The organism is Psychrobium sp. nBUS_13 (assembly GCF_051201665.1).
In the GTDB taxonomy this organism is placed as follows: Bacteria; Pseudomonadota; Gammaproteobacteria; order Enterobacterales; family Psychrobiaceae; genus Psychrobium.
The window spans coordinates 872,027-894,745 of record NZ_CP179210.1; the positions used below are offsets into that span (position 1 = coordinate 872,027).

Below are 22,719 nucleotides of genomic sequence, written 5' to 3' on the forward strand. Positions count from 1 at the left end.
TGGTTTGAGCGATTATTAATCAATAGAAGGTTAAATTGCACTAAAAGAAAGTTTTTATTTTTATCATATTGATTAAAGTCTTATAGCGAGTTTCACCCCCTCATTTTATTCTCAATTTTGAATTAAAAACCACCCACTTACGGGTGGTTTATATTGTATTTCGGTACTTTACTCTTATTTTGCTCGATTTCCGTCCTTATCAAGCAATGTCACTTTACCCATACCTAGTGATTTTAAGCGAGGCAATTGGGTTTTTGCATCACCAACCACTAGATAAATCATCTTGTTACTGTCCATATACTTCTTCATTACTGATTTAGCCTGGGTTAACGACATATTAGCTAATGCTTGTTGTTGATCTGCGACATAGTCATTTGGTAGATCGTAAGTATTAATATTTTGCAATACCCCCATTAAGCTATTAGGTGTTTCAAAGGCACGGGCGTCTTGCTTAGCAAGTATCGATTTTGCGCTATCTAATGCGGCTTGGTCGAAATTATTTTCGTAGTCATTAAAAATTTCTTTAAAAGTTTCTAATGACTCTAGCGTGACATTTGAACGAACACTTGAGCGTGCAGTAAAAGCGCCGCCTTGGTTGCTGCGACTAAAGCCTGAATAAGCTCCGTAGGTATAGCCTTTTTCCAAGCGCAGTATTTGGAATAGTTGACCAGAGAAGCTGCCTCCTAGATTGTGGTTAACCGCGACACTTGGGTAATAGTCACTCGAGTTAGCTGTCATCGCACGAGTACCAATACGGATAAATGATTGTTTAGCCCCTGGCACATCCACAAAGTAAATTTTTGACTTGTTAAGCGTCATACGTTCGCCAGCTTTTGGCGGCATGACATGACCGGGCTTTAAGGTGGCCAGTTTGCCTATGCTCGTACCAACTTGTGCTTGTGTAATATCGCCAGCAATTTGAACGCTGGTTACATTGGCTTTGACATTGGCGTGATAAAACGCTTTAACATCGCTAAGGGTTAATGATTCGACATCTTGAGCAGTACCCGTGACAGGCGTACCTAAATTGCTATCAGGGTAGAGCAGTTTTGCGTAAACATTGGCGGCGATGGCATTTGGGCTACCAGCTGCTTGTTTAATACCTGCTAAGGTTTCTTTCTTTACACGCTCCCATTGCGTTTCGTCCCAACGAGGTTCTAGTAACACTTCTTGGGCAAGCGCCATCACAGCATTGTAGTTTTTACTCAAGGTGCTACCGCTTAGCGTGATGTACTCGTCGCTAGCGGTAAAGTATAGCTCAGCACCGAGTTCGCCTAGCGCATCTTCTAATTGCTGCGGTGTTTTGTTTTTCGTGCCTTCCATTAACATATCGGTTAATAGGTTTGCGGCACCGTGCTTACTCGGTAAATCTAATAGATGGCCGCCCATGACTCGAATTGAGAACGATACAACGGGTAATTCGGTGTGTTCAATACCTGATACTTTTACGCCGTTTGGCAAAGAGATATCCCAAACCTGCGGCAGTTGCACGACAGGTGTTGGGCCAAACTGTGGTTCAATTGAGCGATCAAAGCTAGAAGCTTCTTGTTCAACAGGAGCAAGCGCTATGTTTGTTGCCTCTTCGGCCATATCGTTCTCAGCGCCTTGTACTATTTTCTCTTCCTTCACGTTTGCTTTTACAGCGCCGGTTAAGACTAAGTCTATTTGCCCTTTGGGAACGAAGCTTGTTGCAATGAAATTTTTACCAAGAATGTACTGATTAAATACGCGCATTAAATCGCTTTTAGTGACTTTTTGATACTGCTTGATTTCAGTACTAATCAGATTTGGATCGCCGTAAAATTCGTTATAGGTTGCGAGTGCTGATGCTTTTGAAAATACGCTGTTGATGCTTTGGTAAAACTCATTTTCTTTACTCGTCAAAATACGGGCAATCTGCTTGTCAGTTGCACCGTTTTTGGCAAATTTTTCCAGTGCTTTGTCAATGCTTGCTTTGACTTCATCGAGTTTTTTACCATCAAATGCGCGAACAACCATTTTGAAGGTACCTGCGAGCTCACCGTGGTTAACATAAGCCGATGCACGCGGTGCAACCTTATCTTCTTCGACAAGTGTTTGGTACATTACCGAATCTTTTCCATCGCTCAAAATCTGCGCTAGCATTTCTAAGGCAAAGCGATCGTCACTGTTTTGATCAACGGTTGGTAAGGTCATTGCTAATTGCGGTACTTTGGCAAAGTTGTCTTCGTGATAGAGTGATTTACTTTCGGTTAAGGTGACTGGCATTGGCGGTAGCGGAGTGACATCACCGCGTGCTTTAAATTCACCAAAGTATTTTTCTATCCATGCTTTGGCTTGTTTTTTGTCAAAATCACCAGCGAGCACTAATGTTGCGTTATTAACGCCGTACCATTTGTTATAAAATTCGCGTACATCACCAAGTGTAGCGTTTTGTAGATCTTCAAGGCTACCTATAACTGACCAGCTATATGGATGACCTTCTGGATATAGAGCTGATAGCGTGACACCGCTTTCGTGGCCGTAAGGACGGTTATCGACACTTTGACGTTTTTCATTTTTAACAACTTGCTTTTCGTTTTCTAATCCTTCTTGAGTGACCGTGTTAATGAAGTAACCCATGCGATCAGATTCCATCCATAACACTTTTTCAAGGCCATCGTTAGGAACTATTTCATAATAAATTGTGCCATCGGTCCATGTACCACCATTTAAACTGCCGCCCATGCCCCCGATATTTTTAATGAATTTACCAGCGCCGACATTTTCAGAATCTTGAAACAGCATATGCTCAAAAAAATGCGCGAAGCCTGTGCGGCCTAATTTTTCACGATTTGAACCGACATGATATTGAATAGCAACAGCGACAACGGGATCAGACTTATCTTGATGCAGTACCACTTCAAGTCCGTTATCTAAAGTGAATTTTTCGATATCTAAATTTACAGCGTTGGTTGATTCCACAGCTTTAGGTACAGCTGTTGTGGATGAACCCGTGACATTACAGCCAGAAATAGCAAGTGCTAGGGCACTTAAGGCAAAGACTTTTTTATAGTTATTCATGATGTTCCCTTCGTTTTTATTTGCAAACACTCTAAAGGGAGTTAGCGGGAATAACAAGCTTTGAGGGGAGATGAAATGTAAGTGAATTTCAGAAAGAAAAAAGCCTGTAGTCATCGACTACAGGCTCTATCTAACATTATGATTAAGTTAATAAATTAACTTAACTTAATCTTTTGCTGCCGCTAGTGCTGCGTTTAATGTAGCACTTGGACGCATAATGTCTTTCACTTGAGCTGGTGTTGGGTGGTAGTAACCGCCTGGCTCAGTGGCACGACCTTGAACTTCGCTTAGCTCTTTTAAGATAGTCTCTTCTTGCTCGCTTAATGTTTTAGCTAACGTAGAGAACTTAGCTGCTAGCTCAGTATCTTCTGTTTGGTTAGCAACAATGTTTGCCCAGAATTTAGCTAAGTAGAAATGGCTACCACGGTTATCTAGCTCGCCAGTACGACGTGAAGGCGACTTATTGTTTTGCAACAATTCAGTAGTGGCTTCGTCTAATGTTTTAGATAAAATAGCTGCTTTCTTGTTGTCTTGTTTAATGCCCATATCTTCTAAAGATACTGCCATTGCCATGAACTCACCTAGTGAATCCCAACGTAAGTGGTTTTCTTCAGTAACTTGCTGTACGTGGCGTGGTGCAGAGCCGCCAGCGCCAGTTTCGTACATACCACCGCCTTTAAGCATAGGTACGATTGAAAGCATTTTAGCCGATGTACCTAGCTCCATAATTGGGAACAAATCAGTCAGGTAATCACGTAATACGTTGCCAGTTACTGAAATAGTATCTTGGCCGCGCATTTGGCGTTCCATTGAGAAACGAATCGCTTGGTTGTAATCCATTTTGTGGATTTCAACGCCGTTTAGATCATGCTCTTGTAGGTATTTATCAACTTTAACCATTAATTGCATGTCATGTGCGCGTTCTGGATCTAACCAGAATACTGCTGGCGTGTTAGTTTGACGTGCACGATTAACACCTAGTTTAACCCAATCGCGTACTGGCTCGTCTTTTGTTTGACATGCACGCCAGATATCACCTTGCTCAACATTGTGTTGCATTAAGATAGAACCGTCTTGTGCAACTACGCGCATAACGCCGTCAGATTCAATTTCGAATGTTTTATCGTGTGAACCATATTCTTCTGCTTTCTTAGCCATTAAACCAACGTTAGGTACTGTACCCATAGTCGTTGGATCGAATGAACCGTTTGTTTTACAGAAGTTAATCATTTCTTGGTAGATACGTGCGTAGGTAGACTCAGGCATTACCGCTTTAGTGTCTTTCGCGTTGCCATCTGGGCCCCACATTTGACCAGCGTTACGGATCATTGCTGGCATAGAAGCGTCAACGATAACGTCACTTGGTACGTGAAGGTTAGAAATACCTTTAACTGAATCAACCATCGCCATTTCTGGACGAGCTGTGTAACACGCTTGAATATCACGTTCAATTTGCTCACGTTGCGTACGTGGTAATGCTTGAATTTTGTCGTAGATATCAGCCAAACCGTTATTTGGATTAACGCCTAATTTAGCAAATGTGTCGCCGTGTTTTTCAAAGGCTTCTTTGTAGAATACTGAAACCGCGTGACCAAATACGATAGGGTGAGAAACCTTCATCATCGTTGCTTTAACGTGTAGTGACCACATAACGCCTGAATCACGACAGTCTTGTAGTGACTTTTCGAAGAAAGCACGCAGCGCCTTGCTACTCATAAACATGCTGTCTACGATTTCGTTTGCTTCTAATACAACTTCTTTCTTAAGTGATACTTCACCATTTGGTGCAACGAATTCGATGCGCACTGTTTGCGCGCTATCAACTGTCACTGATTGCTCTGATGAGAAGAAATCACCGCCACGCATGTAATCTGCGTGTGACTGAGAAGTCATTTCCCATTCACCCATTGAGTGAGGGAATTTTTTAACGAATGCTTTAACTGCTGGAGGAGCACGGCGGTCAGAGTTACCTTCACGTAATACAGGGTTTACTGCACTACCTAATACTTTAGCATACGTTGCTTTTACTGCTTCTTCTTCTGCGTTAGCTGGTACTTCTGGAAACTCAGGTAAGTCATAACCTTGTGATTGCAGTTCACTGATACACGCTTTTAATTGTGGTAATGACGCACTGATGTTTGGCAATTTAATGATGTTAGCGTTTTCGTCTTGTGTCAGTTGACCAAGGAAAGCTAAACCATCTTCTACGCGTTGCTCAGGCTTTAGACGATCGTTAAATCCTGCAAGTACACGCGCACTTAATGAAATATCGCTCAATTGCATGTCGATACCAGCTGCTGCGGTAAAGGTTCTAAAAATTGGCAGAAGTGAACAAGTGGCTAGCGCTGGCGCTTCGTCGGTCATTGTGTAATAAATGGTATTCTTGTTGGACATTATATTTCCCTAGTCTTGGTGCTTTAGGCATAAGAGTTCATGTGGTGCTCTTAAATAGTGACTCGAGCAATGAATCTTATGAGTTAAAATCTTCATCTGTATAAGATCGTAATAAAATAACACAAATACAGAATATTGCGGGTAAATTATGCGCTATTTCGACTAAAGGTGAATAATTTTGTAATTAACTTTACAAAATTAGCCGTTAGTAATAACGACGCATTATGTAGGGCATCATACTAGCTTATATTAACAGCTATTTGAAGAGTGAAAGGGGAGAGAGTTTGTAGAATTTTATTCACTTTAAATGAATAAAAATGGCAGCTACAGGTAAGTCCTAAAAAGGTGAGGTGATTAACAACATAAATCACCTCGTTATCAGTGTGTTAGAAGTGCCATTTCACCATGATATTAGGGTTTTTCTCAGTAATGCCATCTATGCCGAATTTGTTTTTCCAGTAAACGTATTCAACGCCAGCGTAGAATTTATTTTTCTCGATCCCAATATGTTGGCCAACATCATACTTAATCTGCGAGGTGAAATTGTAACCTGAGGCTACTGAATCCGTGCTATCAACAGCATCAATAAAACCATCATAAACAATCGAATCGCCAAAAGGCACAGACCAAACAAAGGTCAGTTGATTGTTGTTGTCGCCTAATTCGTTATTACGGCGATAATAAGTAATGTTGGCGAAGTTAAACTTTGGAATGGATAAATTCGCGCCAACACCAACAAGGTAATTATCAAACTGTGCGAACTTATCAGAATTAAACTCCCATTGCGTCGCCAAATATACATCTTTAAATACGCTGTTATCTAACTCATTTAACGTGATATTTGCGCCAAACTCACCATAGAGTTCATGTTGGTTGTCATTATCATGGCTAAGACGATCAACGAAGGTGAAAATACTGCCCCAGCTGTGCCCACTGGCATGTTCGAAAGTAAAGACGGTTTTATCACTGTCTCCAACCTCGTATTGCGTGCCTTTCATGAGGGTTGCGCTATTGTCTGACCACAATTGTTTTGCACTTGCGTTGATCGATAGACAGCACAATAGCGTTGCTGCTGAAGCTTTAATGAGTTTCATAAAAATTCCCTTGGAGTGACCTTGTTTAATACCAATTGCATTAAATATTTGCCCACTTGTACTTGTTAAAATTAACTAAAATGGCGTTGCTCTCAATCCTAATAGCCAGCTATTAGTCAATCGAGCGCCTTGTTTTAGCTGATTTTCTCTACGCACAACAAGATCACTTACTTAATGCAATTGTATAATTCATTTTCATCACGAATTCCGAACTAAATAATTGCTCGGGTGTGATGGCGGTCACATTTTACGTCGGTTAATAAATTGTGCAAGATTAAAAGCAGCTAAGAGAGCATTTTTGTAGAACGATTTATTTGATGTGTATTAAGATTTGTCAAAAAGGACGGCGACTTCGAAAGAGAAAGTCACCGTTTATTGATTTTATAGCCCAGCTGCTTCAAAAGCGCTAGCAACGATAGCTTGAGCTTCTTCAATGATATTTTCTAGGTGCGCTTTATCAATAAAGCTCTCGGCGTAAATCTTGTAAATATCTTCTGTGCCAGAAGGACGAGCTGCAAACCAACCATTTTTAGTAACTACTTTCAAACCGCCAATTGCTGCATTGTTGCCACTAGCATGAGTAAGAATATCAGTAATAGATTCGCCAGCTAAGGTTTTTGCTGAAATAGCATCAGTGGTTAATGAGCTTAGTGCTTTCTTTTGAGCAAGGCTGGCAACGGCTTCAATACGACCATAGTGTGCCTCACCAAGTTGTTCAACTAACCATAGATAATATTGATAAGGGTCTTTACCTGTCACAGCAAGAATTTCTGCGGCTAATAAGTTCATAATAAAGCCGTCTTTATCCGTGGTCCACGTACTGCCATCGCGACTTAAAAAAGCTGCGCCTGCGCTCTCTTCGCCGCCAAAACCGTAACTTGAATCGCTTAAACCATCAACAAACCATTTAAAACCAACAGGCACTTCTGATAATGGACGGTTAATTAATGTCGCAACGCGATCGATGAGCGAACTAGAAACCAGCGTCTTTCCTATTTTGATGTCAGCGCTCCAATCGCGATGAGTCATTAAGTAATGAATTGCAACAGCTAAATAATGATTAGGATTCATCAAGCCGCCAGACGGTGTCACTATCCCGTGACGATCAAAGTCGGGATCATTGCCAACGGCGATATCAAAATCATCTTTCATGGCAATTAGGCCGCTCATCGCATATGGCGATGAGCAATCCATTCTGATTTTTCCATCTTTATCCAATGGCATGAATGCAAAGCTACCATCCACAACGTCATTAACAACGGTGATATCTAATCCGTAGTGACTGGCAATCACTGGCCAGTAATCTAGCCCTGATCCGCCGAGGGGATCTGCGCCGATGCGAACATTGGCAGCTTTTATAGCATCAATGTCGATGACTTGTTCGAGGTCGCTCACGTAATGCTGAATAAAATCTTGTTTGCTAAGTAAAGGCGAGTCCATTGCTTCTTCGATAGCTAGCTGTTTTACATCAGCCATATTATTAGCAATAAGCTCATTAGCGCGTGTTTCAATAAGCTTAGTGATTTCACCTTCAGCTGGGCCGCCGTGTGGAGGGTTATATTTAATACCGCCATCTTTGGGAGGATTGTGAGAAGGTGTAATGATTAGGCCGTCGGCGAGTTCGCTACTATTGCGATTATGATTAATAATCAAGCGCGATACGACCGGTGTTGGCGTGAAGCCTTCATCATTTTGAATGACAACGGGCACATCATTAGCAATTAAAACACAAATTGCAGTAGTAAACGCAGGCTCTGATAAGGCATGGGTATCCTTGCCAATATAGATGGGCCCAGTAAATTGTTGTGACTGACGGTACTCACTAATCGCCTGACAAATTGCCGCAATGTGCTGCTCATTAAAGCTGTGTGAAAATGCACTGCCACGATGTCCTGAAGTGCCGAATGCAACACGATGTTCGACAATACTAAGAGCAGGCTTTTTAGTGTAATAATCACTAACTAATCGGCCAATATTAATGCGATCTTGAGCCCGTGCTGATTTGCCTGCGTGCGAATGAATACCCATGACGTTCCTTGCTAACTTTGTTGCTTGATTTTAACTAGGTACAGAGTATAGCGAATAAGGTATTGTTAATGATATAAGTAAAGCCATGAAAACTAATAATTATAAAGGAGTAGATATGCAACTTAGTGATGTAGTCATAATTTCTGCGGCTCGTAGCGCAATTGGTTCATTCGGAGGCAGTTTATCGTCTCTATCGCCTGCTCAAATAGGAACTCATGTCGCTAAAGAGGTCATTGCTCGTAGTGGTGTTCCCGCCAGCGATATCGACCACAGCATATGGGGACATATCATTACAACCTCGCCACAAGATGCTTATCTTGCACGACATATTGCGCTTGATAGTGGGATGTCTCCTTCTTCGACCGCTTTTAATGTTAATCGTCTTTGCGGCTCCGCCATTCAATCTGTCATTAGTGCTGCGCAGTTAGTGATGTTAGGAGATAGTAATTTTGCATTGGCCGGTGGGGCAGAAAGTATGAGCCAAGGTGCGTATTTAATGCCTAATGTTCGCAAAGGACTTAGAGCTGGCAACGGAGAGGTTGTTGATCTCACGATGGGAATACTTTCCGACCCATTTGGCAGCGGCCATATGGGGATCACCGCCGAAAATATTGCCAACCAATATAATTACAGTCGTTCTGATTTAGATAATTTTTCGATGCTATCACAACAAAAGGCAAGTCTAGCCATTGCTAAGGGGCGTTTTAAAAAGCAAATTGTTCCTATTGAAATCAAACGAGGTCGTCAAACCACTATTTTTGATACCGATGAACATGTGCGTAGTGACGCAACGGTAGAAGGGCTATCGATGCTAAAACCGGCATTTAAAAAAGATGGATTAGTCACTGCAGGTAATACTTCTGGACTTAATGATGGCGCGGCAGCGATGTTATTAACGAGTAAGTCAGAAGCTCAAAATCGTCAGCTAACCATTAAAGCATCATTTAAAAGTTATGCATTTTCAGGCGTAAACCCAGACGTAATGGGACTTGGCCCGATTAAAGCGGTGAAACTTGCATTGCTTAAAGCTGGTCTGTCAATGCAGGATATTGACGTCATAGAATCTAATGAAGCATTTGCTGCACAAGCAATGGCTGTTAATGATGAGTTAAACATAGATGCAGCTAAAGTGAACCCAAATGGCGGTGCTATTGCAATGGGGCATCCGGTTGGTGCAACGGGCAGTATTTTAATTGTTAAACTACTATCAGAGCTTGATCGCATCGATGGTCGTTACGGACTGGCGACTATGTGTATTGGTGGTGGGCAAGGTATTGCGTTGATCATTGAGAGAAATAAATAGCTTCGTTTTAAATAATTTAATAAAACCTATCATTTTGAGCGCTATTGACTCAAAGATAGGTAAAGTGTCCGAAATTAAATAATTGATACGGTCATAGAGAAATAAATCAATTGGTTAGCGATTAGATATTATAAAACGAAGAACGCTAAATTAATGTCATTTTCTATAAAACGATATAAGAAAATAAGATATTGATTTTATTGTAATAAAAACACCACCTAGCACCTAAGTGCTAGGTGGTGTTTTTTGTTTGGCCCGATGGGTCGATTTTACTTAACTATCAATGCTCTATACTAAATACATGTTCTAGATAGCAGACATTGATCAGAGCAAAATCAAAAATTTGGATTTAATTTAACCGATAATTTGTTACTGATTTTTCGGCTATTTGATATAATACCGCCTCAACTTTGAGGTATATATGAATTTAAAAATCAAACGTTTAGATCATCACGGCATAGTCGCAGGTGTAATTGAAGACTTACAAATAGTCCCCTTATTGGATCAATATTTACCTCAGGATGAAAAGCAAGAAATTACACCTGGTGAAGCGGTTAAAGGCATGATTATGAATGGACTTGGTTTTGCAAACCGTCCTTTATCTCTCAGTCCCCAATTTTTTACTAACTTACCGCTTGAGCATTTATTTCGAGAAGGTGTAAAAGCCGAGCACTTTAATCGTCACAAATTAGGCCGCACACTAGACCAGTGTTTTGATTTTGGCTGCGAAAGTCTATTTTCACTGGTGTCTCAGCAAGCTTGCGAGCTAGAAAGTGTAGACAAAAAATTTAACTCACTCGATACAACCAGCCATTCTTTAACGGGAGAATACGCTTTTGACGATGAAGACAGTGATGACAATGTTATTAAAATCACTCATGGTTACAGTAAAGCTCACCGCCCTGATTTAAAGCAAGTGGTACAAGAAATCATTGTCAGTCAAGATGGTGGCGTTCCTCTCGCCTGTAAAAACTGGGATGGCAATAGTGCTGATACCGCTATTTTTAAGGCAAGGAGCAAAGCACTTGTTAGCGAATTCAAAAAAAGCGCAGCGCCTAAATATCTTGTGGCCGACTGTAAGCTTTATCATAAGGCTAATGCCGAATTTTTATCTCTGGTAAAATTTCTCACGCTTATTCCTTCAACGATAGCGCTAGAGAAAGAATTAATCGCAGAATCAATAGCTGACGAACAATGGGTGAAAATAAATGCTAACTATCAATATGTTGTCAAAAAAGTCGAGCATATGGGGATCAAGCAGCGATGGATTGTGATTTACTCAAGTGCCGCTAATCATCGAGCTGCTAAAACGATCACACGGCAAGTTGAACGAGCAAAAGTTAAGGTAGAAAAAGAGCTGTTTCATCTACAAGCGCAACGCTTTGCTTGTAAAACTGATGCGCAACGAGCAGCGGATAAAATAGGAAAAAAACTGAAATATCATCAAATAAGCGACACTCAATATATAGAGCATAAAGTTTATGAAGGTAAAGGCCGCCCGAAAAAGGATGCTGAAGTTAAGCGTATAGAGTGGCAAGTAAACGCTGAAATTGAAGAAAACACGATCGCAATCAAGCAGGCTGTTGAGCAAAAATCTTGCTTCATTCTAGCAACAAATATTGATGAAGAAGAACTTTCACCTGAAGAAATATTAAAACATTACAAGGCGCAATCGGAAGTTGAAAGAGGCTTTAGATTTTTAAAAGATCCCTTGTTTTTTGTCTCTTCGTTATTTATAAAAAAGCCAAGCAGAATCGATGCTCTGTTGATGGTAATGACATTATCATTACTTGTATATTCTATTGCACAACGACGAATGCGAGCGAATATGAAAAAAGTTGAAGCGACAATTCCAAACCAAATAAATCAAGAAACGGCCGCCCCCACATTGCGCTGGGTGTTTCAGTGTTTTGATGGCATCAATTTACTTCAACAAGGTGATGATTATATTTACGATCAAACCTACTTAGATGGCCTGACCGAACTCAGGCAAAAGATAGTAAACCTTATTGGTGGGCATGCCATGCACTTATACAAAATCAAAAAAGTGACCTAGGGGTCTGATCAATGTGTGTAGATAGGCGCTGTTGTAGCTAATTGTTGTCTATACTCAATAGTGAGATTAACTTATTGAAGGTATTGGTAATGAATACTAAATCATTTGTAAGTAAGCTTAACCGGATAACGAAACAACGTTCCTCGATGACTCCAGCGCAAAGAGAGATAGTTCATCAGTCAATTCAAGCGCTAGAGGCTGAAATCAGTACCGATGAAATTATTCAGCCTCTTTTTGACCTATCCCCACAATGCCCTCATTGCGAATCCACTCAATTGAAAAAGTGGGGGAAATCAGGTGCGATACAGAGATACCGCTGTAAAGGTTGTCATAAAACCTTTAACAACAAGACTAAGACACCATTCGCTCGATTACATAAATCTCATCTTTGGGAAGATTATGCGCGTTGTATGCAATTAAAATTAACCCTAAGAGAAGCTGCCGAGGTTTGTGGTATTAACCTTAAAACGGCTTTCTTATGGCGACATCGTTTTCTGGTTGCTCAAGCGGGTAAAAATGACGTTTAATGATATTGACGCATCAACGCCAGCGTTTTTTTCTGCTAGGTTGATAAAACCATCATTGTTTGAATCGTTTAATTGAACACTAGGCTGAGCAGGGGGAGTAGTATCTAATTCATCAGCGCCTTGGGTTTCAACAGGCTGATTGTTTGCATCGATGACATTGATGACAGCGGTAACTTCACCATCTGTTAGTGATGATATATCGACATTATCTGTAGAAAAAGAGCCATCATTCGTAACAATTACATTATTTACAACAACTTGATTACCTTGGCTGTCAGTGAGTGTGATGCTGACTAGTGAGTTTTCAACGACGCCTGTCGTAATTCCTGATATATCGGATGTTTTTTCAAGGCTATTAACTGTGAAGTTTGCTTGTAAACTGGATGTTATTTAGACAAACGAATTTGCTGTTTCTGGGTTATCATTTTAAATAGCCGTTGGAGTAAAGGAATCACTTTGGAAAGCTGTGTTGGTAAGGGGTTCATCGTTAGTTCGTGCGACACTTGAGAAGCTTATTCCGCCACCTGCAGATGCTGTGCCCGCAGCTTATCTGGTAGGTCAAGTTCGCCGCCATTTTCAATTTGAGATTGAATAGCAGATATCTCATCATCGATATCGCCAATGACTGTTCTGGTCAAGTCCAACCGGACACTTTCCTAAAGGAATGTTCAAATTCATTGGGCGACTGATCAGCATTAGCTGAATGCAGTCGCTCAACATTATAATATTTCATGTACCTAGCAACATCGTCTCGCATATGTTTACGGGTTGGCTGCGGCACCTTAAACAACCAATCGTGTTTTAAACTACCAAAGAACCGCTCGACAACGGCATTATCCCAGCACGCTCCAACATCCCCCATACTAGCTCGACACCCAAGACGATCCAGTAAGTTCCTAAAGCCAGCGCTCGTATATTGAGAGCCTCGATCGCTATGGAACACCACGCCTTTTGGTGGCTTACGCAAGTTATGAGCTTTTATCAAAGCCTTTTCGACTAAGTCACGAGTCATACGTTTTGATATGTACCAGCCAACGATACGCCGCGAATACAAGTCCATGACAATCGCTAAATATAGCCAACCTTCACCAGTTTTTAAGTAACTCACATCACCAGCCCACACTTGATTTGGTGCTACTGGATTAAAGTTCATATTTAATAAGTTATCTGCTACAGCATCACTATGTTTTCGCTTAGTGGTCACCTTGTAGGCGATACGCTGAGTGACAACAAGTTTAAGCCGAGCCATCAGTTTAATCGTACGATAACGGGTTATTTCAAAGCCTTCTTTACGTAGCGCTTTAGCAAGCTCTCGACTACCTAGGCTATTGCGACTCGCTTTGAATAAAGCCTTAGCTCGTCGATACAACCTTAATGTTTGAGCGCTAATTAATTCACCAGGCCTTTTTAACCAGACGTAATAGGCAGATGAACTAACTTTCATCACTTTACAGGCAACTGATACTGGATATTTAGCATCAAGTTCTCTGATAAATGAATATCTTACTTCATTTCTTTCGCGAAGAAGGCTGAAGCCTTTTTTAGGATCTCACGCTCCATTTGTAAGCGTTTATTCTCTTTTCTTAGCTGAATTAACTCAGCCCGTTCATCATTAGATAACGTATCGCCTTGCGCTTGTTTCTTATGCTTAGCGACCCAGTTATAAAGTATTTTATCTGTAATACCCAGTGATGCAGCGGCTTGCACGATCGTGTAGCCTTGTTCAATCACTAACGCCACAGCTTCTTGCTTAAACTCTACTGGATAATGTTTATTTGTTCGTTTAGTCATATTCACCTCAATAACGGGATTATAATCCTTTATTGAAGTGTCCGGCTAATTCAACCACAACAGACATCATCAATTTCATCTGGTAATTCATCAATAAATGTCAGATCTTCTCCCGCTGTCTCTTCATTCAGTTTTGCAATGAATTCAGATGCGTCATCACCATTTAAAGTGGCAAGGCGACCATCACTATATTGCACTGTAATTTCAGCGTTATCTGTAAGAATTAAGTTATCACCGACAACAATTTCATCGCCAACATGTAGCTCAGTAGTTGTATTGTTTTTTAACAGTTTGAGCTCGCCAATGATTGCTTTGATTTGCCATTGTGAGTTGTCACTATTGTATTCATGAATAAACCTTTATATTTTCTTACTGCTTAATTTCATTGAATGCATTTAAACTGATTGATTTTAAATGTATGTTTATCGCCACAGAATGATGAGCTAAACTATTACTAATAGTTTCTGCCTGATTTTACGTCAATAATACGCTATTTAGGGGTTGTAAATTAATTTTCTAATCCTATTTTGCTAATAGAAATTATAGAGGCTACAGCGTGTAGGATTTTGATAAAAGTACTTATATATTAATGATCTAGATTAAAGTGTAATGAGGTGTATTGTAAGAACAGAAGGGAGATAGTGAAAATGATTATTCTCACTCTTTTGTAGTAGTAAAAATCACTGGAAATTACACGGAAATAAGGTTGTAAATTCAGACCCTTCGCCAACTTTTGTAGAGCACAGCAACGTACCTTTTAATTGTGATGTAGCAACATTGAAAATAATGTTCAAGCCTAAACCACTGCCGCCGTTATCTCTATTGGTTGTAAAGAAAGGATCGAAGATCTTTTTCTCGATGTTTTCTGGGATACCTTTGCCATTGTCGGTCACTTTTAGTATCAAGGAATCGGTTTGGCGAGTCGCGCTAATAACTATGCTTTTTGCAGGCGTTTTGTCGTCAAATGCATGAATCGAAGCGTTAAGAACGAGATTTGTAATTATTTGTGATAGTGCACCCGGAAAACTAACGATGGTTAATGATTCGTCGCAATCAACAGTTATAGTGATATCTGAACGCTTTATTGCATTGTGAATGCTGGTCAATGTTTGGTGAATATATTCAAGGACATTAAATGTTCTTTGTTCATCACTACTCTGATCAACGGAGATTTGTTTAAAACTCTGAACAAGTTCAGCAGTTCGCTCTAAATTATTGTGAATTAACGACGCTGCTTCATTTGAGATCTTAAGATAGTTTTCAAAATCAGACTTCTTCATTGTTTGTTGGTTGTATTTAGTTGTTAAATCAGCGGTGATTGTTTGGAAGTGAGATATGCCCGTTAACCCAACTCCGACAGGGGTGTTTATCTCATGAGCAATACCTGCTACAAGATTACCTAGACTTGCCATTTTTTCGGCGGCAATGAGTTGTTGTTGCGCTGATTGTAAATGTGCAATGGTGCCAGTAAGTTCACCTTGAGTTAGCTCTAGCTCTGCAATAGTTGCAGTTAGTCTATTATTGGCAACAGCCGCTTTCTTATTGGCTTTTAAAAGCGTCTGTATAAAGAACAAAATAGCAATAAAAGTGGCAATAAAGACAGTGATAATTTTGTAAATTACCGTGTAATCTACCTTGGGTGAAACATCGACTTTGAGCCAAGTATCTCTAATATTTTGATGTTGTTGGTAGGTGATCGCAGCGATTGATTTGTTAATAATTGACTCTAGTTGCGGGCTGCCTTTTTGAATGAGAATGTGGTGGGCGTATTTGTAATCAGTTACGCCGGCAATTTTTAAGTCTGGAAATTTATTTTGAACATAATCAATTGCTGTAATGATGTGTCCAATATACGCGACTGCTTGATCAGATCGAACTTTGCTAATAGCACCTTTGGTCGTCTCACTCGTTAATATCTTGATGGTCGGATAATGTGTTTTTATTTGATTCACAAGGGGGGACTTAGCACCAACGACGGTTATCGTTTTATTTTTTAGCTCTCCCATCGTACTGTAATAACGGTGGTTTTTTTTGGTGAGAATCGCATAGCTAAACTCCGTGTAAGGAATCGATATTGAATGAGGTTCTATTGTATGGTCGACAGATGGAATAATTGCTGTCTTTCCCTCAAAAAATTGTTGTTGTATATGTTCCCAATTATTTGCCGAAACTAATTCGAATTGCAGTCCTGATAATTGACTGATGAGGTCTAAATAGTCAGCAATTGGTCCGATCATTCTATTATTTTCAATACGTATTAGTGGCGGCCAATCGACTTCAGCATAGGATAGTGTTGGATTATTCTTTATATAATCTCGCTCTTGAGGAGTCAGATTTATGTTAAAGTTTGATTTAATTTCTTTTGTAAATTTCTTCTCATAATCACTGAAGTTTTCTAGCGCGTTTAGTGGTTGAATATTGATATGGGATTTGTTCTTTTTTAGCAGCGCATCTATTACTTTATCGTCAAATACAATGTTCAAAACTCTGGTGTTTGATGGCGGTAAAGGCTGAGAGATCACATTGGAGTCTTCTTGCTTTTCCATACCTTTTTCCAGTTTTTTAGTAATGCTTATTTGTGAGACACTAGGTAATGTAGATAAAAATGTTAGGTTTTTATTAAGTAAACTTTTATCAATTCGGTTGCCTATTTCAGACAAAACCTCTCCAATTTTTGATGCGTTTTTATATTTAAATTGGGCTCGTTTGGTTTGGTAATCTTCGATAATTTTATTATATAAGCCACTGCGTTTGATTTGGCGTAAACCGGTGTTAAAGCGTGATGCCAAATTTGGCTCTTTAAATGCTAGATATAATGGTGATTTTCGCGGGAATATATCATCAATATTAAATTGTTCTAAAGAGTTGATGTTAAGTTGAGATAATTCCCATAAAGCAATGTTTTTATCAATAATGATAGCATCTACAGCATTATCTAAGAGTGCTTGAATTTGCAGTTTACTACTAAGCTCTCTATAACTTATCGCCGTTTTTTCGAGTGAAGAAATAGTGTATTTAAATGGGCTACCTAACTCTCTATTTGCACCTTTGTATCCAATGACATTAAGTTTTTTTAGATCATTAATGTGTTTAATCGCGACTAAATTAGATTTTTTAGATAAAACAACGTTTTGCAAATGAAGTAATTCGTCAGAATAGAAGAGCTGTTGATTTTTTTTTGAGGTCACCAGACTAATATCAATGTCAGATGTTTGGCCTATTGCAATGTTTAGTGCTCTAAAATGTGTATAGCTGATTTGGTTTACGTTTCTATTGGCATGATAAAAGACCCGTGAAATTAGGTCGTAAATAATGCCTTTTTCGATGGAGTCTTGAATCACATACGGTGCTAAATGTTCAAATAAGTTGAGATGTAAGTCGCTTGTGTTTACTTCCGCAGCGGTCTTTTTCTCTATTAATTGATGAGAGGAAATCTGACCTTGATTCTTTGTGGAGTAAATTAAGGAATTGGGAAAATGGCGGTTAATTTGGGTTTCGTCTTTAAGCCATTTTTCTGCTAAATGTTTAAACTCAGAGGGTTCTATTTTCGAAATGGCCTCTGTAATTATATTCATAAGCATCTTATTATCGTTAGGAAGTGCTATGTGAAAATGATTATCTAACTGTGGAATTTCAATTCGCTTGACCTTTCCTAACAAGTTTGATTGATTGATAAATCGCCAAGAGGTTTGGCGTTCTCCTAAAAAACCATCTACCTCTTCGTTTTTTATAAGCTGAGTTAGTTCAGTTATCGCGGTGAAGGTTACTGGTATTACTTCAGGATGGTTTTTACTAAGGTACCTAAAGAACATTGAGCTTTCCAAAACGGCAATCCGTTTATTTGTAAGATCAAGTAACTTAGCGCCTTTATGTCGAGTGACAGTCTTTAAGTAAATATCGTTATGCACTGGTGCTAGCGTCTTTACGTAAGTCAAAGAGCTTTCCATTTCTTTAAAATAGAAATAGGCCAATGGAATATCGATAGTTCCAGTTTCTACGCCCGCTAACATTTCTTTTAATGTCATAGGAATGAATTCGATCTTCAAGTTGGACTTTCTTGCGACTAGGTTCCAATAATCTATGAATAATCCCTGTGGCTTCTGTTGAGTGTGGATTATGTATGGGGGAAAGTCTGTTGGCATTCCAATTTTTATAGTCGCGTTAAGTATGTTGCTAAAACAACAAAGTAGGGTGACTGTTAAAATGATAAATACGCGCAAAGATAATCCTCAAGAAAAGAGTACTTATTGTTTAAGGTTAGGTGGACATAGTAAATAATCAAATTTACATCGTTATAAGATGCAATTTAGACAGTAATTTACGGCGATGATGTTTATTCCTTGTTAAACTGCGCCAGTTTTGTATTGGCGATTGCCAATTTCTATAAGAATAATGGGAAAGAAAATGTCATATTTTGAACTGTTTATATACATAAACATGGGGTGGGGTGTAATGACGGTGTTTGGCGTCTATTTCAGTGAGAAGTCCCCGTTTGAATATCGAAAAACTATAGCTATCCCATTTATCATAGTGTCTTGGCTGTATTTGTTATTGTGTGTACCGCTGTTTAAAAAAGGACTAGAGCCCCTCGCTATTCAAGATACCTTCTACACATTGCTAGCAGCAATCTTGTCAATAGAAATATGGTTTGTGATGTTAGTCACATTGCTAGCAATTGCATTAGCGAAACAAGCGCATAATTCTGATTATCAGTCATACCTGTTACGCTTTTATCGCCCATTACGTAATGGAATTAAACCGTTATGGTTGATTTTTGGACTATTAAACATGTTAAATTCTGGGTGTTATTTCTTTACATTATGAGTTATTATGTTGCTAAATGTCACTAAAATGTAACACTAAAGGGTTAACAATAATGATAACAAGTAAAAAATTGTTGCTAGCGACTGCTGTTTCAGCACTGCTTGCTGGTTGTGGCGGCGGTGGCAGTTCTACGCCAACTCCGGCTCCAGCTCCAACACCTAGCCCAGCGCCTGCACCATCTCCTACTCCTTCATCTGCAATTAAGATTGATGGTGATTTAACGCCTGCTGTTGGCGAATCTGTCGCATTAATCGCGACTGTTGAGGGCGAACGTTCAGATCTAGCAAATATCGTTTGGACTCAAGTGAGTGGTGAGCCGCTTAACCTCGTTGCAACAAATTCTGCTGTATTGGCTTTTGATGTAAAAAAAGCTGGTGATTATGAATTTAAAGTTGACTTTACAACAGTGACTGGCGATAAATTAAGTGAAACAGTCAATTTCACAACGACAACTAAGTCTAATATTCTTAGTGCTCGCAGAGACTTTGCCTCTCGAGAAGGGAACAAAGTTTCCTTTAAACTATCTGCACCTGTTGATAGTGATGGCAAAATAGTGACGGTAACAAGCCCTACGTCCGGTAATCAGATCGCGGCAACATTTAGTAATGTTAAATGGAGCCAAGTGTCTGGTCCAACTGTTACTTTTGATGACAAAAATACTAATGATTACCTTGCTATTTTTAAGGCACCTGCAGTAACAGCGGATACAGTTGCTACCTTTAGCGTTAATGCGACACATCCTGATGGGTCGACTGTTTCAGATGAAGTGCATTTATTAGTCCAAGATATTATTGATATTCCATCTAATTCAATTTATGACTCAGTGGTTGCAAAAATATTCCCTGCAAACGCTTCGGCGAATAAAGTTGAGGGGTTAGAAAAATGTATTTACTCTAATTATTTTGCGGCACCTTGTTCACTAGGGCAAATAAACTTAATTGGACAAGATTATCCTGATCCGACCGTTGATAATATTATGGATCGTGTAATTACTTCACATCCTTGGATGGCCGAAAATTTCAGAAAATTCTTAACTGAAGAAGATCCACATGGCGATTTTAAGAAGTTACTTCGTTCAGTGAGTGCCATTGTTATTTCTTACGATATCCGCCCTTCATACTACTGGGTTGCGACAGGGGCTATTCATTTAGATCCTCAAGATTTATGGTTAACGCCTGAGCAACGCGATGTTATTGATGTTGCCCCTGATTACCGTAGTTCATTTGGTCAAGAGTTGCAGTATGTAATGCCTTGGCGTTATGTTAAGGACAATGATTATGCAAGTAGTTATTATCCACGAGAGTACCGACTATCAAGAAGTGTTTCTGATTTAGTACCCGATTTGGGGTCATTGCTTTATCATGAACTAGCTCACGCGAATGATACATTTCCATCTTCAACGTTAGATTCGGTTACAGGGACTAGTATTTACAATGCTTTTCAGCAAAAAAGAAGAGGTAATACGATCTCTGATAAGTTAACTGACGCTCATCCTAAAGCAAGTGAAGAAATGAAGGCGTTGGGTCAGGTCTACTATCATGGTCAAGCGCCTACTGATGCTCAAAAAGCTTATACACCTGATGATATTGCTGGCTTCTTCAGTGGTGATAATGCGCCTACACAATATGCCTACAGTAGTGAAGCAGAAGATGTTGCAACATTATTTGATGCAGCAATGATGAGTGCTCGTTATGGTATTCAACGTGATGAAGCCGTTTCATCTCCTCGTCATGCAACTGATTCGTCTCTATCTTATCTACTGAGTTGGGGACAGCGCGGTCGTGTAACTGACGCCGCGGTAATGCCGCGTTCAAAATTTGTGTTTGATTTGATTTTTCCTGAATTAGATAGCGACGCAATCTATGCAGCTTTGCCGGCAGTTAAACCACTAACAACTGGCGTAACTTGGTCTAAAGCATTAACTGATGGTTTTACATCAAGTGCTCCTAAGCAACAACGAGTGTCTGCTAAAGGCGGTGAAATTACTGTTGAACGACCAGTGGAGTTAGATCTTACACGTCGTTATAAATAATAATTAGCTGTTTATAATAAAACCGTAGTCATGAAAATGGCTGCGGTTTTTTTATGTCTAAAGTATGACAAAAAATAACAGTCATTTTCGTCAATATGCAGTAGGATAATGTCACTAGAAATTTTGACGATAAAAGGTAGTGTAGTGATATCTAAGTTAGCAATTGTTGGCGGTACTCATGGTAATGAGTTTACAGGGATTTATTTAGTTAAAAAATGGGAAAAGCAAGTAGCGCTAATTCAGCGCTCAAGCTTTGAAACCGAAATGCTATTTGCTAATCCTAATGCCTTTACACAGAACAAACGTTATGTCGATCATGATTTAAACCGTTGTTTTGAACAAAGCCAATTAGAAGATGCCAGACTGGTGAGTACAGAACAGGTGCGAGCTAAAGAAATTAATCAATTACTTGGGCCTAAAGGCAAACCTCGAGTTGATTTTATTATTGACCTACACACCACGACATCAAATATGGGACCGACCTTATTAATCACTAAAAAAGGTGACTTCTATAACAAATTAGCGGCTTATATCACCATGAAAATGCCACAAGTTATTGTATCGTGCGATGAAGATCATAAAGACAATAGTGAGCATCATTTCTTATCTAGCATCGCTCAAGACAGTGTCATGGTTGAAGTAGGCCCTGTTCCGCAATCCGTAATTCGCCAAGATGTTTATGACGCCAGTGAGGAAATGACATTTCACATCCTTGATTTTGTTGAATTGTATAATCTAAACGACGTGCCTAAATTACCTGAAACCGTTACTGCTTATCGTTTTATGGAATCAATTACGTTACCACTCACCGAAGATGGTCAACGTAATGGCATGATTCATAAAGACATCCAAGACAAAGACTTTACCGAGATTAAACCAGGTCAGCCGTTATTTAGGACCTTTGATGATGAAGTTATCTGTTATCAAGGAGAAAAGTCAGTCTACGCCTCTTTTATTAATGAAGCGGCGTATTATGACAATAATTTAGCTATGTCATTGCTTGAAAAAATAACACTAACTACCTATAGCGAATTATAGGGTCTGTTGGACTTTATGGTTTGAATTTTGTTCAATCTAAAAGCGTTTTGGGCACATGTTCATTGTTCCAGACTGAGCATAAGCACCCACATCCCTGTGGGCGAGGCATGAGGATTGATGCTGGGTTTACCCCAGTGAATGACGAATAACGCGGCACAAAATACTTTTAGGTGAATCCTACGGACAGCATTTGTTTGTTATTTCTACGGCGTTATCGCCTATTCGTGTATTGCTAGATGGATGATGGTATGGACCCACTCCACCTACTAATCAGCCTATTTAGGCCATAATAGATATGTTATTAAACTATTATGAAGCGGAGTGGATCAACATGAAGATGACAACAATTGGCCTTGATATAACAAAATCTACCTTCCATCTATTTGCCGTGAATAAAATGGGAAGGTTGATTAAGAAAAAACAGTTAAAAAGAAAACAAGTATTGGCTTACTTCGCAAAATTAGAGCCTTGCTTAATAGCAATGGAAGCGTGCGGTGGTGCTAACTACTGGGCTCGAGAGTTAATTGCTTTGGGTCACGAGGTAAAACTCATCGCTCCACAGTATGTTAAGCCTTTTGCATATTCTTATG

At 39.6% G+C, this 22,719-nt stretch carries 13 protein-coding genes and 2 pseudogenes; 7 read left to right on the top strand and 8 right to left on the bottom strand.

The genetic code is table 11. The annotated features are described in order from the left end of the window. Positions 1–174: 174 nt before the first annotated feature. From ACMAZF_RS03910 to pgm, 4 genes are all read right to left on the bottom strand, one after another. Positions 175–3,042 (bottom strand): M16 family metallopeptidase, encoded by a 2,868-nt coding sequence (locus ACMAZF_RS03910; RefSeq protein ID WP_435276170.1) that lies wholly within the window; start codon positions 3,040–3,042, stop codon positions 175–177. 165 nt (positions 3,043–3,207) lie between these two features. Next, entirely contained in the window at positions 3,208–5,436 is a 2,229-nt protein-coding gene (locus tag ACMAZF_RS03915; RefSeq protein WP_435276171.1) for an NADP-dependent isocitrate dehydrogenase, read from the bottom strand. Positions 5,437–5,822: 386 nt separating this feature from the next. Next, complete coding sequence (locus ACMAZF_RS03920) at positions 5,823–6,530, bottom strand: outer membrane protein OmpK (RefSeq protein WP_435276172.1); 708 nt, start codon at positions 6,528–6,530, stop codon at positions 5,823–5,825. 381 nt (positions 6,531–6,911) lie between these two features. Continuing rightward, entirely contained in the window at positions 6,912–8,558 is a 1,647-nt protein-coding gene (gene pgm / locus ACMAZF_RS03925) for a phosphoglucomutase (alpha-D-glucose-1,6-bisphosphate-dependent) (protein ID WP_435276173.1), read from the bottom strand. 115 nt (positions 8,559–8,673) lie between these two features. Here pgm and ACMAZF_RS03930 point away from each other — a divergent pair, with 115 nt between their 5' ends. From ACMAZF_RS03930 to ACMAZF_RS03940, 3 genes and pseudogenes are all read left to right on the top strand, one after another. Then, positions 8,674–9,861 carry an acetyl-CoA C-acyltransferase gene (locus ACMAZF_RS03930; protein WP_435276174.1) on the top strand — a complete coding sequence of 396 codons (1,188 nt, stop codon included), beginning with the start codon at positions 8,674–8,676 and terminating at the stop codon, positions 9,859–9,861. 421 nt (positions 9,862–10,282) lie between these two features. Further along, positions 10,283–11,917, top strand: coding sequence for an IS1634 family transposase (locus ACMAZF_RS03935; RefSeq protein ID WP_435275961.1), 1,635 nt, complete (start codon positions 10,283–10,285; stop codon positions 11,915–11,917). An 89-nt stretch (positions 11,918–12,006) separates the two neighbouring features. After that, positions 12,007–12,438, top strand: a pseudogene (locus tag ACMAZF_RS03940) (transposase); the annotation flags it as partial. Between the two features lie 518 nt (positions 12,439–12,956). Here ACMAZF_RS03940 and ACMAZF_RS03945 read toward each other — a convergent pair. The 4 genes from ACMAZF_RS03945 to ACMAZF_RS03960 all read right to left on the bottom strand — a co-directional run bounded on the left by ACMAZF_RS03945 (position 12,957) and on the right by ACMAZF_RS03960 (position 18,377). Beyond that, on the bottom strand, positions 12,957–13,088 hold the full coding sequence (locus ACMAZF_RS03945; RefSeq protein ID WP_435276175.1) for a hypothetical protein: 132 nt from the start codon (positions 13,086–13,088) through the stop codon (positions 12,957–12,959). After that, a protein-coding gene (locus ACMAZF_RS03950; protein WP_435276176.1) for an IS3 family transposase occupies positions 13,079–14,235 on the bottom strand; the annotation gives its coding sequence in 2 pieces (ribosomal slippage) (positions 13,079–13,974 and positions 13,974–14,235; 1,158 coding nt in all). Before ACMAZF_RS03950 ends, ACMAZF_RS03945 begins: the two co-directional genes overlap by 10 nt. 50 nt (positions 14,236–14,285) lie before the next feature. After that, entirely contained in the window at positions 14,286–14,432 is a 147-nt protein-coding gene (locus tag ACMAZF_RS03955; RefSeq protein ID WP_435276177.1) for a hypothetical protein, read from the bottom strand. Between the two features lie 483 nt (positions 14,433–14,915). Continuing rightward, the gene (locus ACMAZF_RS03960) at positions 14,916–18,377 is read right to left on the bottom strand and encodes a transporter substrate-binding domain-containing protein (protein ID WP_435276178.1); all 3,462 of its coding nucleotides are present in this window, start codon (positions 18,375–18,377) and stop codon (positions 14,916–14,918) included. Positions 18,378–18,639: 262 nt separating this feature from the next. Between ACMAZF_RS03960 and ACMAZF_RS03965 the strand changes: the two genes are divergently transcribed. The 4 genes and pseudogenes from ACMAZF_RS03965 to ACMAZF_RS03980 all read left to right on the top strand — a co-directional run. Continuing rightward, the gene (locus ACMAZF_RS03965; protein WP_435276179.1) at positions 18,640–19,059 is read left to right on the top strand and encodes a hypothetical protein; all 420 of its coding nucleotides are present in this window, start codon (positions 18,640–18,642) and stop codon (positions 19,057–19,059) included. A gap of 52 nt (positions 19,060–19,111) precedes the next feature. Beyond that, positions 19,112–21,091, top strand: coding sequence for a hypothetical protein (locus tag ACMAZF_RS03970; RefSeq protein ID WP_435276180.1), 1,980 nt, complete (start codon positions 19,112–19,114; stop codon positions 21,089–21,091). 108 nt (positions 21,092–21,199) lie between these two features. Beyond that, positions 21,200–22,129: an aspartoacylase gene (locus ACMAZF_RS03975; RefSeq protein ID WP_435276181.1), complete on the top strand. Its 930-nt coding sequence runs from the start codon at positions 21,200–21,202 to the stop codon at positions 22,127–22,129. Positions 22,130–22,460: 331 nt separating this feature from the next. Next, positions 22,461–22,706 (top strand): annotated as a pseudogene (locus tag ACMAZF_RS03980) (IS110 family transposase); the annotation flags it as partial. Positions 22,707–22,719: the final 13 nt, after the last annotated feature.